We start from the raw sequence: 13,862 nt of genomic DNA, 5'->3' as shown, positions 1-13,862 counted from the left end.
GGCTGGCGGCCTCTATCCGCGGCCCCTCAACGTGGGTCGCGCTTCGCCTGCGCCACCTTGGCCGCCTTGCGCTGCCGGCCGAGTTCCGCCGGTCGGACCAGGCTTGCAACCTTCTGGTTGGCCACGGTCCGCATACCCTTGTGCGCCGTGCGCGAATTGTGCGTGGGACCGTCCGGGGCTTTCTGCTTCAAGGCCATCGCCTTGCGCGCATTGTCGACCAGCGAAATGCGGGCCGCCAGTTGGCGGCGCCGTTCGGCCTCGCCGTTCAGCCGCCGCATCGCCGTCGCCAGCACCGCAAGCTTCACTTGTGAACCGCCGTCGGCCTTCGAGGCGGTCGCGCCCTTTGCCGCGCCCTTGCCGCGGATTTCACGACGGCGGCGGTGCGCTTCGGTCTGCGCCTTGTCGCGCCGTTCCCGCAACAGCTTGACCAGGCCGGAAAGGTCTGCGTCGGAAAGTTCCTGCACCGCCGGATGGTGCGACTTCTCCACCAATTCCTTTTCATCGGCGCTCAGCGCGCGCGCTTCTTCCTTGCGTGAAATGGCCATGACAGTCCTCCTCAGCCGGCACGCCTGTCTTTCCAGGCTTGCCACTTGAGGAGCCTCGACCCGAATGGCGGCGCGGTCAAGACCGGCGCCTCACGGTGCCCTTAGCCCATATCAGGCAATATCTTGCCCGGATTCATGATATTTTGCGGATCGAGCGCCTGTTTGATGGTGCGCATGATGTCGACGCCATGGCCGAGTTCGTGGCGCAGGAAGCCGATCTTGCCCTGGCCGATGCCGTGCTCGCCGGTGCAGGTGCCCTCCATGGCGATCGCCCGCATGTTGAGCCGCGCGACGAACTTTTCCGACAGCGCGATTTCCTCGGGATCGTTGACATCCATCAGCACGAGAACGTGGAAATTGCCGTCGCCGGCGTGGCCGACGATCGGCGCGATCAGACCCATTTCGGCGATGTCGGCTTCGGTCTCGGTGACGCATTCGGCAAAGCGCGAGATCGGCACGCAGACATCGGTCGACAGGCCCTTGGCGCCCGGCCGCAAGGTCAGCGAGGCCCAGTAGGCGTCGTGCCTGGCCTTCCACAATTTGGTGCGTTCCTCGGCGACGCTGGTCCACAGGAACGGCCCACCGCCATTTTCCTCGGCGATCATGCCGAAAGTCTCGGCCTGCTCGGCAACGCCGGCATCGCTGCCGTGAAACTCGACGAACAGGCACGGGCTCTCGGGATAGTCGAGCTTGGAATAAGTCTTCATCGCCCGCATCTGCAGCGCGTTGACCAGTTCGATGCGCGCCACCGGAATGCCCATCTGGATCGTCGCGATCACCGCGTTGCAGGCCGCCTCGACGCTCGGGAACGGGCAGACGCCGCCCGAGATCGCCTGCGGAATGCCTTGCAGCTTCAAGGTCAGCGCGGTGATGATGCCGAGCGTGCCTTCCGAGCCGACCAGCAGCCTGGTCAAATCATAGCCCGCCGAGCTCTTTTTCGCCCGCTTGCCGGTCGTCACCGTCTCGCCGTCCGCCATGACAGCGGTCAGCGACAGCACGTTCTCGCGCATCGTGCCGTAGCGCACCGCATTGGTGCCGGACGCCCGCGTCGCCGCCATGCCGCCGAGCGAGGCATTGGCGCCGGGGTCGATCGGAAAGAACAGGCCGGTGTCACGCAGATGCCGGTTCAGGTCCTCGCGCGTCACGCCGGGTTCCACCGTGCAGTCGAGATCCTGCGGATTGACCGAAAGAATGCGGTTCATGCGCGAGGTGTCGACCGAGATGCCGCCACCCGGCGCATTGGTATGGCCCTCCAGCGAGGAACCGACGCCGAAGGCGATCACCGGCACGCGGTGCGCCGCGCAGGCGCGCACGATGTCCTGCACCTCGGCCGTCGTCTCCGGGAAAGCGACGCCGTCCGGCGCCTGCGTCGGGATATAGGTGGTGGTGTGCGCATGCTGGGCGCGGATCGCCTGGCCGGTTTGAAAACGCTCGCCGAGCTGTTGCTTGAGAATGCCGAGCACCGCCGCGATGCCTTCCTCGTTGCGTTCGACCGGATTGAGGTCGCTGAGAGCCATGAATTCCTCCGCGAATGGACCAGCATGCATGCTTGTCATGCGGTTATGAATGCCTAAAGCAATTCCAGGAAAAGTGTGAAGCGGTTTTCCCGGGAAAAGCGCTAACGCTTTCCCTAGGGAATTTCGTCAAAACAAAAAGTCTCCACGGCCACGCTCTGTCCAGCACCAGAACAAGGAAGTTTCGATGTCCATCCTCGCCCCCTTCGTTTCCAAGCCCATGGACATCGAGAAGGACTGGATCGACTATAACGGCCATCTCAACATGGCCTATTACAACGTGCTGTTCGACCGCTGCTCGGACGAGGCCTTCGAGGCGATCGGCATGGGCCTGGACTATGTGAAAGAGCGGCGGCTAACCATCTACACCGCCGAAGTCCATGTCTGCTACGTGCAGGAGCTGCACCTGGACCACAAGGTCATAGTCTCCTTCCAGCTCATCGACCATGACGAGAAGCGGCTCAGGGCCTACCAGGAAATCCGCCATGTCGATGGCTGGCTCGCCGCCACGTCCGAGACCCTGTCGCTGCATGTCGACATGTCGGGGCCGAAGGTGGCGCCCTTCCCGGCCGATGTGCTGGCCAGGATCGAAGCCATGCGCGCCGCCCATTCGGTGCTGCCAATGCCCGAACGGGCCGGCCGCTCGATCGGAATCAGGCGCAAGCAGGGCTAGGGCAAATTCGAGGACGGAACGACTTCAAAGCCACACCCGCGAACCAAAATCGCTGGCCCCCTCAAATCCACTGGCGCCGGCGCTTGAAGCGGTCCTGGACCCGCATTAACCTTACCGAGGTTTTAACGGGAACAAGCCAATTGAGCCGTTGAACGACTCAGCGGAGCGGTCGAAAACGTCCGCACTGGGTTGTTTGGCGGGCGGCGCGGCAAAGCCGGTTCGAGGGACGTGCATGAAAACCGACATCAAGGTCGAGGTGGACAGGCTGGCGGCCGATCCGCGCATATCGGACTATGATTTCTGGCGTTCGCTCAAGAATGTCGACAACGAGATCTTTCACATCGCCAACAACAACGAACCGATTCCGTTCGACATGATTCGTTGGCGCAGCATCCTGAAACGCGCCCGCCTGAAGCGCGGCCACGCCTGAGGCGGGCGATTTCGATCGCCGTCTGGAACTGACATTTTTCTCAAGCAACATCTCACCGAGATCAAACCTGCCGCTTGATCGCCGCCAGCGGCGAGCGCGCGATCACCGGCGACGACTGGATGATCGCCGTGTTGGTCATCGCATGGGGGATGATGCGGTCGATCACCCGTTCGAGTTCGGCCACCGAGCCGACATGCGCCAGCGCGATGAAACAGTCCTCGCCTGTCACCCGGTCGCATTGCGCGATCTCGGGCAGGTCGCGGATGATCTCGGCCACGACCGCCAATTGCCCCGGCACCGGCCGGATGCGCAGCCATGCCGACAGTTTCAGGCCAAGCGCCGCGGGATTGATTCTGACCGAATAAGCTTCGATCACGCCGTTCTCCTGCAGCCGCTTGAGGCGCTCGGCCACACTCGGCGCCGACAGGCCGACCGAGCGCGCCAACTCCGCCGTGCTGATGCGCGCGTCCTCTTCCAGCAAGCGCAATATTTTCATGTCGGCGGCGTCGAGGTCGACGTTTTCACTTCGAAGGCGTTTCATAGAAAAATCCTTGCTTCCTGGAAATAAATGACCAGACTTGCTGCTCATCGTCCATATAAACCGGAAAGATCGCCTGCGATACTGCGCCGATGGATGACCAGGCGCAAGTCCCGACTGCCGGTCGCGATGCCACCAGGCCTGCTCTTGCCGGCCCGGGCAGCCTGGCGACGAGACTGCCACCGCATCTCTGGTTCGCGGTCAGCGCGGTCTTCCACTATCTCGGGCCGGCCTTCGCCGTGCTGCTTTTCCCGCATGTCGGCGTGCTCGGCATGGCGTGGCTGCGCATCGCCACCGCGGCGCTGATCTTCGCGCCGCTGACGCGGCCCTGGCGAACCTTCGCCAGAACCGATACGCGGACGCGCCTGTTGTTGCTGGCCTTCGGCGCTTGCCTGGCGGTGATGAACTGCTCGTTCTACCTGGCGCTCGACCGCTTGCCGATCTCGCTGGTGGCCGCGATTGAATTCGTCGGCACCATCGGCATTGCGCTGGTCGGCCTCGGGAGCGCCCGAAATCTGGCCGCTCTTGCCATAGCCGTCACCGGCACCTTGCTGTTGATCGACGTCAGATGGTCAAGCGACCCGATCGGGCTGTTCTGGGCTTTCCTCAACGGCGCGCTCTTCGTCGGTTACATCGTGCTTGGCCACCGTGTCGCGCGCGCCGGCGCTGGCGACGGCATAGCCGGCCTGGGTGCCGCCATGGCGGTCGCCTTCGTCGTCGTGCTGCCGATCGGCTTCACCGACGCGCTGCCCGCCTTTTTCTCGCCGCCGCTGCTCATCGCCGCCATCGGCGTCGGCGTCTGTTCCTCGGTCATACCCTATGTCTGCGATCAACTCGCCATGGCGCGGTTGCCGCGCGCGAGTTTCGCGCTGATGCTGTCCCTGCTGCCGGTCACCGCGACGCTGATCGGCGTCCTCGTGCTGCGCCAGATTCCCGGCCCGACCGATTGCCTCGGCATCACGCTGGTCGTGGCCGGCGTCGCCGTCCACAAGCCGGTCTCGGCTGGCTGATCGAGAAATCTCTTTCCTCTCAGTCGGTTGCAAAAACCTCCATCGGTTCCCGGCCTGCGACGAACTGCGACAGGCCGCTCGAGATTGAACCAAATCTGACTTTGAGCCGTTGTCTCCCCACGAAAAATGGCTTGGAGCGACGCGATGGACTGGAAAAGGACCAGGGAACCGGCCGACGCATGGCACATGACCGACGACCTTCATGTCGAGCAAGGCAAGGGCGACCCCTTCGCGGCGGCGATCCGTGCAACGCGGATGTCGATGATCATTACTGATCCGCGCCGGCAGGACAATCCGATCGTCTTTGCAAACGACGCCTTCCTGCGCCTGACGGGATACGAGCGCCACGAAGTTATCGGCAAGAACTGCCGCTTCCTGCAGGGACCCGAGAGCGACAAGGCCGCGATCGCAGAAATACGCGCCGCGATCGAGGACGAGACCGATCTTAGCGTCGATATCCTGAACTACCGCAAGGATGGTTCGAGCTTCTGGAACGCGCTCTACATAAGCCCTGTCTCCAACGACAAAGGCGAATTGCAGTTCTTCTTTGCCTCCCAGCTCGATGTTTCAGACCGCAAGCGTTCGGAACATCGCATCACCGCGGACAAGGATCGCTTCGAGAAGGCCGTGCGGGAACGCACCGCGGAACTCGAAGCGGCGCTCGAGGCGCAGACCACGCTGCTGCATGAGGTCGACCATCGCGTGAAGAACAATCTGCAGATGATCTCCTCGCTCATCCTCATGCAGAGCCGGACCGTCAGTGACGAGAACCTGAAACGCTCGCTGGGCACGATGCTGGAACGCATAGAGGCGCTCAGCACCGTGCATCGGCGGCTCTATCAGTCCAAGGACGTCAGCAAATTCGATGTGTCGGACTTTGCCAGGGATCTCGTCTCCGACCTGCTGACAGCTTCGGGACGTTCGGAAATCAACCCGAAACTCGATCTCGAGCCCATCGTGGTCCCGGCCGAAAAGGCAACGCCGGTGGCGCTGATGGTCAACGAGCTCGTCACCAACGCGTTGAAGCATGCCTTCAAGGAAGGGGCTGATGGCACGAGATCGGGCAGCATCGGCATCAAGATGAGCCAGCCGGACGGCCATTTGAATATCGAGGTTTCGGATGACGGCGTCGGCATGGCCGGCGCCAATGGCGACGCCTCCTTCGGCATGCGGCTGATCAAGTCGCTTGCCCGGCAATTGCGCGCCGACATCGAATGGCGCGATGCCGGTCCCGGCACTCGTGTTGTCATTTCGATGCCCAACGGGCCACAGCATAAAGGGAACCTGTCATGATTGAGCCGCTCAAGGTCCTGATCGTCGAGGACGAGGCGCTGCTGGCGATGGAACTGGAGAGCCTGGTCAACGACGCTGGGCACAGCGTCGTCGGTTGGGCGACATCGCTTCCCGAAGCAAAGGACATGGTCGACGCCACGCAGGCCGACATCGCCTTTGTCGACGTCCATCTCACCGATGGCCCGACCGGCATCGAGGTTGCCGAATATATTGAAGACAGGAGGAACTCGATGGTCATTTTCATGACCGCCAACCCGAAACGCATTCCCGACCACTTTGCCGGGGCGATCGGCGTCATCGCCAAGCCTTATACGGTGAATGGGGTAACCTCCGCCCTGCGCTATTTGCAGGAAGGCGTGCGGCGCCCGCCGCCCACGTCGGAGCGCCCCGCGGGCTTCACCCTGTCGCCGGCATTCGAGACGATCTGGGCGCCGGCAAGGTGACGACGATCAAGCCAGCTTCTGCTTGAGGAAAGCGACGGTCCTGCCCCAGGCGAGATCGGCCGCCTTCTTGTCGTAGCGCGCCGCCGAAGTGTCGTTGTTGAAGGCATGGTTGGCGCCTTCATAGACATAGACCGTGTATTCGACGTGGGCGGCGTCGAGCTCCTTCTTGAAGGCGTCGATCCCTGCATTGGTGCGCTCGTCGAGGCCGGCATAATGCAGCAGCAGCGCAGCCTTGATCTTAGACGCGTCGGCGGCGTTCGGCTGCATGCCGTAATAGGCGACGCTCGCCGCGAGGTCGGGCGCATTGACGGCCAGCATGTTGGCCGTGCCGCCACCCCAGCAGAAGCCGATGGCGCCGACCTTGCCGTTGCCGTCCTTGTCGGCCTTGAGGAAGGCGACCGTCGCCACGCCGTTGGCCACGGTCTGCGTCGGGTCGAGTTTCCCGAACATGTCGCGCGCCTTGTCCTCATCGGTGGGCGTGCCGCCGAGCGGCGACAGGAAATCGGGCGCGAGCGCCACGAACCCTTCCAGCGCCACACGCCGGGCAACGTCGCGGATATGCGGGTTGAGCCCCCTGTTTTCATGGATGACGATGACGGTGCCGAGCTTGCCGGTCTGGTTTGCCGGCTTGACCAGATAGCCTTTCATCTCGCCGCCGCTGCCGGGATAGGTGATGTCCTCGCCTTTCACGCGGGCATCGTTTTCGGCCACGATTGCCGCCTGCGCGGAGTTCGCAGCCAGCATCGGCGCGATCGCGGCCGCCGCCGCGCCCGATCCGGCAAGCCTGGTCAATTGCTCCATGAAGCGGCGGCGATCCAGCGTCAGATGGGTGTATTCGTCTAGGCGTCGATCATCGCCTGGGTGATGACGGGTTTGGTGGTGACGTCGGTCATGGGCTTCCTCGATCTCCGTGTCTTGACTTCGGTGTCCTTGCCGTCCGCAAGATAGGGGCGAGCCTCTCATCGTCCACTGGACCGTGACACCTCGCCGCCTCCAAGACCGCCAGTCAGGCCGCTGAAGATCATCACGTTTTTGTCATCGGTGAAAATCTTGATGGCGCTGCCACAATAGTGGGGGAAACTGGCTGGCCGGCCGCTTTTGGCGGTCACGGCAGGCCCGATCTGGAAGGAACAATGCCGATGACCATGACCTCGCCGATGCTCGCAACAGCTTTCATGGTTGCGACCGCCGTTCTGGCGATGCGCGCGGCCGTTGTTGCGGCGAGCCGCAGGTCCATGGTCAAGGTACGCAGCCGCCAGCGCCATCCGGCAAACACGAAAACCCAAGGTTGAGGTGAAGTCATGGACGTCCAGGACATCGTGAACACCGTCTCGCAGAAGGCCGGTCTCGACCAGGCGACGACCGAAAAGGTTGTCGGCACCATTTTCTCGGTGCTCGAGCATGAGGCGGAAGGCACCAGCGCCTCCTCCTTCTTCGCCAAGATTCCGGGCGCCGATGCGCTGGCGCAGAAATACGACGTCATGGCCGCCCCGGCCGGCGGCGGCGGCTTCCTGTCCTCGCTGCAAGGCGCGCTTGGCGGCGTTCTGGGCGAGAAGGCCGGCGCGCTGGTCAACGGCCTCGCCGCGCTCAAGGCATCCGGCCTCGACATGGCGCAGATCCAGAAGGCAGGCGAGACGCTGGTCCAGCAGGCCGAGGCAGCCGCCGGCCCCGATCTGACCAACCAGGTGCTCGGCTCGGTGCCCAGCCTGAAGAGCCATCTGGGGCTCGGCTGATCCTCGCTTCGCCGAACCCCGGCACCGCCTATTTCGGCAGCGCGTAGGCCATCACATAATCGCCAGGCTTGGTGCCGACCGAGCCGTGGCCGCCGGCAACGATGACCACGAACTGGCGCCCGTCCGCGACCGTATAGCTCATCGGCGTCGATTGCCCTCCGGCCGGTAGCCGCGCCCGCCAGAGCTGCTTGCCTGAAGTCAGGTCATAGGCGCGCAGATAATCGTCGACGGCGGCACCCAGGAAAGCGACGCCGCCAGCCGTGATCATCGGCCCGCCGATGCCGGGCACCCCGACCTTCAGCGGCAACGGCAGTGGCGTCATGTCGTAGACGGTGCCGTTGCGGTGCTTGTAGGCGATCTGTCCGGTCCTCAGATCGGCGCCGGCGACGTAGCCCCAGGGCGGTGCCTGGCACGGAATGCCGAGCGGCGACAGGAATGGCCCCATGACCACTGCGTAGGGGGCGCCCTCATTGCGGTTCAGCCCCTGCTCGCTGCCGCGCCCCTCGTCCGGTGGCGGCACCTGGTCGCGGGGGATGAGCTGCGACTTGAATGCCAGGTAGGTCGGCATGCCGAACATCACCTGCCGCACCGGATCGACCGCTACCCCGCCCCAGTTGAAGGTGCCGAAATTGCCGGGATAGATCAGCGAGCCCTGGACGGAAGGCGGCGTGTAGCGGCCTTCATAGCGCAGGCCCTGGAATTCGATCCGACAGGCCAGCTGGTCGAACATGGTGATCCCCCACATGTCGGCGCCGGTCAGCGGCTTCGGCATGAAGGTAAGATCGGAAACCGGTTGCGTCGGCGATGTGTGGTCGCCTTCGATGGCGCCGCCCGGCGCTGGCACTTCCTTCACCGCGATCACCGGCTCGCCGGTGCGCCGGTCGAGCACATAGAGGTCGCCCTGCTTGGTCGGCCCGACCAGCGCGGGCACGACGGAACCGTCGGCCTTGGTGATGTCGACCAGGCTCGGCTGCGCCGGCACGTCCATGTCCCAGAGGTCGTGATGCACGGTCTGGTGCACCCATTTCAACTGCCCGGTGTTGAGGTCGAGCGCGGTGATCGAGGAGGAGAATTTCTCGACATTGGCGCTGCGGCCCATGCCGAGCTGGTCCGGCGTCTGGTTGCCGAGCGGCACGTAGAGCAGGCCGAGCTTCTCGTCGGCGCTCGGCGTCGACCACATGTTGGGCGAGTTGGCGGTGTAGGTCTGGCCGGCCGCAAGCGGCGCTGTCTGGTCCGGATTGCCGGAATCCCAGTTCCACAGCAGCTTGCCGGTGCTCGCATCATAGGCGCGGATGACGCCGGACGGCTCCTGCGTCGAATAATTGTCGTTGACCGCGCCGCCGACGATGATCTTGCCGCCCGCGATCAGCGGCGCCGAGGTCGAGTAGTAATAACCGGACTTCGGATACGGCATGTTGGTCAACAAATTGAGCGTGCCGCCCTCGGCAAAGGCTGGGCAAACCTGCCCGTTGGCGGCGTCGAGCGCGATCAGCCGCGCATCCGAGGTCGGCAGGTAGACGCGCGTCGCGCAGGGCTGGCCGGCGGCGCCTGCGGCATCGGCATAATAGGAGACGCCACGGCAGGTCTGGTGCTGCCGGTCCTTGTCGAGCTTGATCTTGGGATCGTAGCGCCACTTCTCCTTGCCGGTCGCCGCATCGACCGCGATGGCGAAATTGTGCGGCGTGCAGATATAGAGCGTGTCGCCCACTTTGAGCGGCGTCACCTGGTAGGTGGTCTCGCTGACATCGTCCGGACCTTTCACGTCGCCGGTGCGGTAGGTCCAGGCCGGCTGCAGATTGGCGACATTGTCCGGAGTGATCTGGTCGAGCGGCGAATAGCGCTGGCCGAACTGCGTGCGCCCGTAATAGTGCCATTCGCCCGCCGGCACATCGCCGCCGAGATTGGCGTTGGGGATCACCTTGTCGGTGTCGAGCGCGCCGCCAATGTCCTTCGGGTCCGTGGTCATCGAATAGCCGGCCACCGCCAGCGACGCCAGCACGGCAAGGATCAGTGGCGCGCGGCCGTCCGGACCGGCAAGGCCCCGCCGCGCCCACGGCGTCAGCAGCCACAGCGCCACCAGCACGATGATGCCGCCGCGCGGGCCGAGTTCCCACCAGTCGAAACCGGTTTCCCAGACCGCCCAGGCCAGCGTGCCGAGCACGATCGCCGCATAGAGCCAGAGCGCCGTGGAACGGCGCCGGTAGAGCAGCCAGGCGGCGACCAGGAAGGCGAGAGCGACGATGATGTAGTACCAACTGCCGCCCAGCGAAGCCAACCAGATGCCGCCGGCGCCAAGCGCCAGGCCGATGAGGAAGAGGACGAGGGAGGTGATGGTGACAGCCAAGATGATACTCCTTCGACTGTTGCGCGCATGGCGGCTCTGGGCAACCCGGCATTGCGTGCCGCCCCGTACGCAACTTTCTCCCGACCGCCGCGCCTGTCAAGCGCAGGTCAAGGGTCCGCGGCGGCAACCTTGTCCCCCTGCGGTTGTTCACAACGCCGGCCGCCATATCGCTCGAGTGGCCGTATCAGGCACTTTACCGGAACAAAACGTAGACAGTTCTGGTCTTTCCCTCCCGAATCACTACATTCGGGGAGATGTCCGGCTTTTCCGAAGACATGCCCTTTTTCGACGAACCCAATGCGCGGCCCACGGCCCCGTCGGGCATTGCCGCGCGCGCCATGGCAGCCCGCGGCGGCCAAAACAATGCGCCGGACTATCTGAAGGGGCTGAACCCCGAGCAGCGGCTGGCGGTGGAGACCACCGAAGGCCCGGTTCTGGTGCTGGCCGGCGCCGGCACCGGCAAGACTCGCGTGCTCACCACCCGCATCGCCCACATCCTCGCCACCGGCAGGGCCTTCCCCTCGCAGATCCTGGCAGTGACCTTCACCAACAAGGCCGCGCGCGAGATGAAGCAGCGCATCGGCATCCTGATCGGCGAAGGCAATGTCGAGGGCATGCCATGGCTCGGCACCTTCCACTCGATCGGCGTGAAGTTGCTGCGCCGCCATGCCGAGCTTGCCGGCCTGAGATCCGACTTCACCATCCTCGACACCGACGATGTCGTGCGGCTAATCAAGCAGCTGATCCAGGCCGAGGGCCTGGACGACAAGCGCTGGCCCGCAAAACAGTTCGCCCAGATGATCGACGGCTGGAAGAACAAGGGCCAGGGCCCGGCCGACATTGCCGAGGGCGATGCGCGCAGCTTCGCCAACGGCAAGGGCCGCGAGCTCTACAAGGCCTACCAGGAACGCCTGCAAACGCTGAACGCCTGCGATTTCGGCGACCTGCTGTGCCACCCGATCCGCATCTTCCGCGCCAATCCCGATGTGCTGAAGGACTATCACCGGCGCTTCAAATACATCCTCGTCGACGAGTACCAGGACACCAACACCGCCCAGTACATGTGGCTGCGCCTCCTGGCGCAAAGGCCCGATGCTGGGCGCACTTCATCACCATCAACCGATCTGCGATCGGCCGAAGGCCGCAAGCCCGACCGGGCGTCCGAGCCGTTGCGAGGCCACTCACGCGACGCCGAAGGCGCGCAAAAAAGAGGGGGCGGAGGGCCCGCGCCGGCAGGCGCGGAACAGCCCGTGAGCGAAAACAGAGTTAATATTTGCTGCGTCGGCGACGACGACCAGTCCATCTATGGCTGGCGCGGTGCCGAGGTCGACAACATCCTGCGTTTCGACAAGGATTTTCCCGGCGCCACCATCATCCGGCTGGAGCGCAACTACCGCTCGACCGCGCACATATTGGGCGCCGCTTCCCATCTCATCGCCTACAACGAGGGCCGTTTCGGCAAGACGCTGTTCACCGACCGCAACGATCCCGAGGATGGCAAGGTCAACGTCCACGCCGCGTGGGATTCAGAGGAGGAAGCCCGCGCCATCGGCGAGACCATCGAAGCCTACCAGCGCCAGAAGCATAATTTGAATGACATGGCGATCCTCGTCCGCGCGTCCTTCCAGATGCGCGCCTTCGAGGACCGCTTCATCACGCTCGGCCTGAACTACCGCGTCATCGGCGGCCCGCGTTTCTACGAGCGCATGGAAATCCGGGACGCACTGGCCTTCTTCCGCGTCGTCGCCAACGGCACCGACGACCTCGCCTTTGAGCGCATCGTCAATGTGCCCAAGCGCGGCCTGGGCGAAGCGACCATCCGCCAGATCCACGACACGGCGCGCGGCATGCGCATCCCGATGCTGGAGGCGGCGGGCACGCTCGCCGAAAGCGACGAGTTGAAGCCGAAACCGCGCGCCGCGCTGCGCGAGGTCGCGGCCAATTTCGAACGCTGGCAGAAGGCGCTGGAAACCACGCCGCACACCGAGCTCGCCGAGACCATTCTCGAAGAGAGCGGCTACACCGACATGTGGAAGAACGACCGTTCGGCGGAAGCCCCCGGTCGGCTGGAGAACCTGAAGGAACTGATCCGTTCGATGGAGGAGTATGAATCGCTGCGCTCCTTCCTCGAACATGTCGCGCTGGTCATGGATGCCGAGCAGAATGCCGGGCTCGATGCCGTTTCCATCATGACGCTGCACTCGGCCAAGGGCCTCGAATTCGAGACCGTTTTCCTGCCCGGCTGGGAGGAAGGCCTGTTTCCCCATCAGCGCGCGCTGGACGAAGGCGGCCGTTCGGGGCTCGAGGAAGAGCGCCGCCTCGCCTATGTCGGCCTGACGCGGGCCAAGAAGAACCTGCATATCTGGTTCGTCTCCAACCGCCTCATCCACGGCCTGTGGCAATCGACCATCCCGTCACGCTTCCTCGAGGAACTGCCGGAGACCCATGTCGAGGTCGCCGAAGCCGGCAATTCCTATGGCGGCTACGGCAACCCCTATGGCGGCGGTTCGTTCGCGTCCGGCCGTGGCGGCAGCCAAGGGGCAGGAAGGCAGAACCCGTATGGCGCCTCGCGCTTCGACGATATCGGCGGCAATTCGGGCGGCGCGGAGAAATCCGGCGCCTTCTCCAACACCTATTCGACGCCCGGCTGGCAGCGTGCGCAGGCCAACCGCACCGAGGCGACCGACCGCAACTGGGGCACGCGCTCGGGCCATCAGGTCGAGCGCATCGGCTATGGCGAGACCGACTCCGGCTACGGCGCCGGCCGCACCAGCGTTAAGGGCCGCACCATCGACGGCGAACTGGTCGCCAAATCCGTCTCCGACACGCCGTCCGCCTTCAGCGTCGGCGACCGCGTCTTCCACCAGAAATTCGGCAACGGCAACATCGCGGCCATCGAAGGCAACAAGCTGACCATCGACTTCGACAAGGCCGGCCAGAAGCGCGTGCTGGATGGGTTTGTGCTGCCGGTGTGAGTTGGGGCCAGGCTTTGATAAGAAGCCGGCGAAGCCGTTCAATCCACCTTCTTCTCGCCCCTCTCGCCGGCCTTCACGATATCCCCCGTCGTAAACAGGATTTCCTTCAGTTCCGCGCGCCAGTCCGTCTTCTGGCGCAGCAGGAATTCGAGGTCCATGCCGAAATGCTTGAACTCCTCGCTCTGCGCGTTCTTCATGATTGCCTTGGCCTGCGGGTCTTTCTCCACCGACATGCGCTGTTCGTACCAGCCGATCGCTTCCGCCTCCTCGATCAGCGAGGCGATCATGCGGGCGAAGGTGCGCACTTGCTGCGACAGTTCTTCCGGCGGTTCGTGATACTGGTCGAAACCCATGTCGTCCTCCA

The 13,862-nt window shown here is 64.1% G+C and carries 13 protein-coding genes and 1 pseudogene; 7 read left to right on the top strand and 7 right to left on the bottom strand.

Features of this window, described 5'->3' with window-relative positions:
• Positions 1–26 precede the first annotated feature (26 nt).
• Together EJ077_RS11480 and EJ077_RS11475 are read right to left on the bottom strand one after the other, a co-directional pair.
• Positions 27–545: a hypothetical protein gene (locus EJ077_RS11480; RefSeq protein ID WP_208702050.1), complete on the bottom strand. Its 519-nt coding sequence runs from the start codon at positions 543–545 to the stop codon at positions 27–29.
• 101 nt (positions 546–646) lie between these two features.
• The gene (locus tag EJ077_RS11475) at positions 647–2,062 is read right to left on the bottom strand and encodes an FAD-binding oxidoreductase (protein WP_208702048.1); all 1,416 of its coding nucleotides are present in this window, start codon (positions 2,060–2,062) and stop codon (positions 647–649) included.
• A 184-nt stretch (positions 2,063–2,246) separates the two neighbouring features.
• Between EJ077_RS11475 and EJ077_RS11470 the strand changes: the two genes are divergently transcribed.
• Both EJ077_RS11470 and EJ077_RS11465 read left to right on the top strand, forming a co-directional pair.
• Entirely contained in the window at positions 2,247–2,732 is a 486-nt protein-coding gene (locus EJ077_RS11470) for a thioesterase family protein (protein ID WP_208702046.1), read from the top strand.
• A gap of 232 nt (positions 2,733–2,964) precedes the next feature.
• Entirely contained in the window at positions 2,965–3,162 is a 198-nt protein-coding gene (locus EJ077_RS11465; RefSeq protein WP_015317249.1) for a hypothetical protein, read from the top strand.
• Between the two features lie 61 nt (positions 3,163–3,223).
• Here EJ077_RS11465 and EJ077_RS11460 read toward each other — a convergent pair whose 3' ends face one another.
• Positions 3,224–3,703, bottom strand: coding sequence for an Lrp/AsnC family transcriptional regulator (locus tag EJ077_RS11460; RefSeq protein ID WP_208702044.1), 480 nt, complete (start codon positions 3,701–3,703; stop codon positions 3,224–3,226).
• 89 nt (positions 3,704–3,792) lie between these two features.
• Here EJ077_RS11460 and EJ077_RS11455 point away from each other — a divergent pair, with 89 nt between their 5' ends.
• The 3 genes from EJ077_RS11455 (at position 3,793) to EJ077_RS11445 (ending at position 6,446) form a co-directional block, all read left to right on the top strand.
• Positions 3,793–4,710: an EamA family transporter gene (locus tag EJ077_RS11455; RefSeq protein WP_208702042.1), complete on the top strand. Its 918-nt coding sequence runs from the start codon at positions 3,793–3,795 to the stop codon at positions 4,708–4,710.
• Positions 4,711–4,854: 144 nt separating this feature from the next.
• The gene (locus EJ077_RS32570) at positions 4,855–6,003 is read left to right on the top strand and encodes a sensor histidine kinase (RefSeq protein ID WP_208702040.1); all 1,149 of its coding nucleotides are present in this window, start codon (positions 4,855–4,857) and stop codon (positions 6,001–6,003) included.
• Positions 6,000–6,446: a response regulator gene (locus tag EJ077_RS11445; protein ID WP_208702038.1), complete on the top strand. Its 447-nt coding sequence runs from the start codon at positions 6,000–6,002 to the stop codon at positions 6,444–6,446. The genes EJ077_RS32570 and EJ077_RS11445 overlap by 4 nt, the downstream gene beginning before the upstream one ends.
• Before the next feature lie 6 nt (positions 6,447–6,452).
• Here EJ077_RS11445 and EJ077_RS11440 read toward each other — a convergent pair.
• Together EJ077_RS11440 and EJ077_RS11435 are read right to left on the bottom strand one after the other, a co-directional pair.
• Positions 6,453–7,339, bottom strand: a pseudogene (locus EJ077_RS11440) (dienelactone hydrolase family protein).
• Positions 7,340–7,551: 212 nt separating this feature from the next.
• Complete coding sequence (locus EJ077_RS11435) at positions 7,552–7,689, bottom strand: hypothetical protein (RefSeq protein WP_208702036.1); 138 nt, start codon at positions 7,687–7,689, stop codon at positions 7,552–7,554.
• 58 nt (positions 7,690–7,747) lie between these two features.
• On the opposite strand from EJ077_RS11435, the gene EJ077_RS11430 reads away from it, so the two are divergent.
• On the top strand, positions 7,748–8,179 hold the full coding sequence (locus EJ077_RS11430) for a hypothetical protein (RefSeq protein WP_127277585.1): 432 nt from the start codon (positions 7,748–7,750) through the stop codon (positions 8,177–8,179).
• A 28-nt stretch (positions 8,180–8,207) separates the two neighbouring features.
• Here EJ077_RS11430 and EJ077_RS11425 read toward each other — a convergent pair whose 3' ends face one another.
• A complete protein-coding gene (locus EJ077_RS11425) occupies positions 8,208–10,523 on the bottom strand; it encodes a glucose/quinate/shikimate family membrane-bound PQQ-dependent dehydrogenase (protein WP_208702034.1) in 2,316 nt (771 codons plus the stop codon).
• Positions 10,524–10,777: 254 nt separating this feature from the next.
• On the opposite strand from EJ077_RS11425, the gene EJ077_RS11420 reads away from it, so the two are divergent.
• The gene (locus EJ077_RS11420) at positions 10,778–13,498 is read left to right on the top strand and encodes an ATP-dependent helicase (RefSeq protein WP_208702032.1); all 2,721 of its coding nucleotides are present in this window, start codon (positions 10,778–10,780) and stop codon (positions 13,496–13,498) included.
• A 38-nt stretch (positions 13,499–13,536) separates the two neighbouring features.
• Here the strand turns inward: EJ077_RS11420 and EJ077_RS11415 are convergent, their stop codons facing one another.
• Entirely contained in the window at positions 13,537–13,851 is a 315-nt protein-coding gene (locus tag EJ077_RS11415) for a hypothetical protein (RefSeq protein ID WP_127871667.1), read from the bottom strand.
• Positions 13,852–13,862: the final 11 nt, after the last annotated feature.

It is taken from the genome of Mesorhizobium sp. M8A.F.Ca.ET.057.01.1.1 (assembly GCF_003952565.1).
Classification (GTDB): domain Bacteria; phylum Pseudomonadota; class Alphaproteobacteria; order Rhizobiales; family Rhizobiaceae; genus Mesorhizobium.
Note: the sequence above shows the minus strand (reverse complement) of the source record. Positions and strands in the feature narration are given on the sequence as shown.

Coding starts and splice junctions, on each gene's coding strand:
- EJ077_RS11480 (WP_208702050.1), bottom strand. CDS start 545: ATGGCCATTTCACGCAAGGAAGAAGCGCGCGCGCTGAGCGCCGATGAA.
- EJ077_RS11475 (WP_208702048.1), bottom strand. CDS start 2,062: ATGGCTCTCAGCGACCTCAATCCGGTCGAACGCAACGAGGAAGGCATC.
- EJ077_RS11470 (WP_208702046.1), top strand. CDS start 2,247: ATGTCCATCCTCGCCCCCTTCGTTTCCAAGCCCATGGACATCGAGAAG.
- EJ077_RS11465 (WP_015317249.1), top strand. CDS start 2,965: ATGAAAACCGACATCAAGGTCGAGGTGGACAGGCTGGCGGCCGATCCG.
- EJ077_RS11460 (WP_208702044.1), bottom strand. CDS start 3,703: ATGAAACGCCTTCGAAGTGAAAACGTCGACCTCGACGCCGCCGACATG.
- EJ077_RS11455 (WP_208702042.1), top strand. CDS start 3,793: ATGGATGACCAGGCGCAAGTCCCGACTGCCGGTCGCGATGCCACCAGG.
- EJ077_RS32570 (WP_208702040.1), top strand. CDS start 4,855: ATGGACTGGAAAAGGACCAGGGAACCGGCCGACGCATGGCACATGACC.
- EJ077_RS11445 (WP_208702038.1), top strand. CDS start 6,000: ATGATTGAGCCGCTCAAGGTCCTGATCGTCGAGGACGAGGCGCTGCTG.
- EJ077_RS11430 (WP_127277585.1), top strand. CDS start 7,748: ATGGACGTCCAGGACATCGTGAACACCGTCTCGCAGAAGGCCGGTCTC.
- EJ077_RS11420 (WP_208702032.1), top strand. CDS start 10,778: ATGTCCGGCTTTTCCGAAGACATGCCCTTTTTCGACGAACCCAATGCG.
- EJ077_RS11415 (WP_127871667.1), bottom strand. CDS start 13,851: ATGGGTTTCGACCAGTATCACGAACCGCCGGAAGAACTGTCGCAGCAA.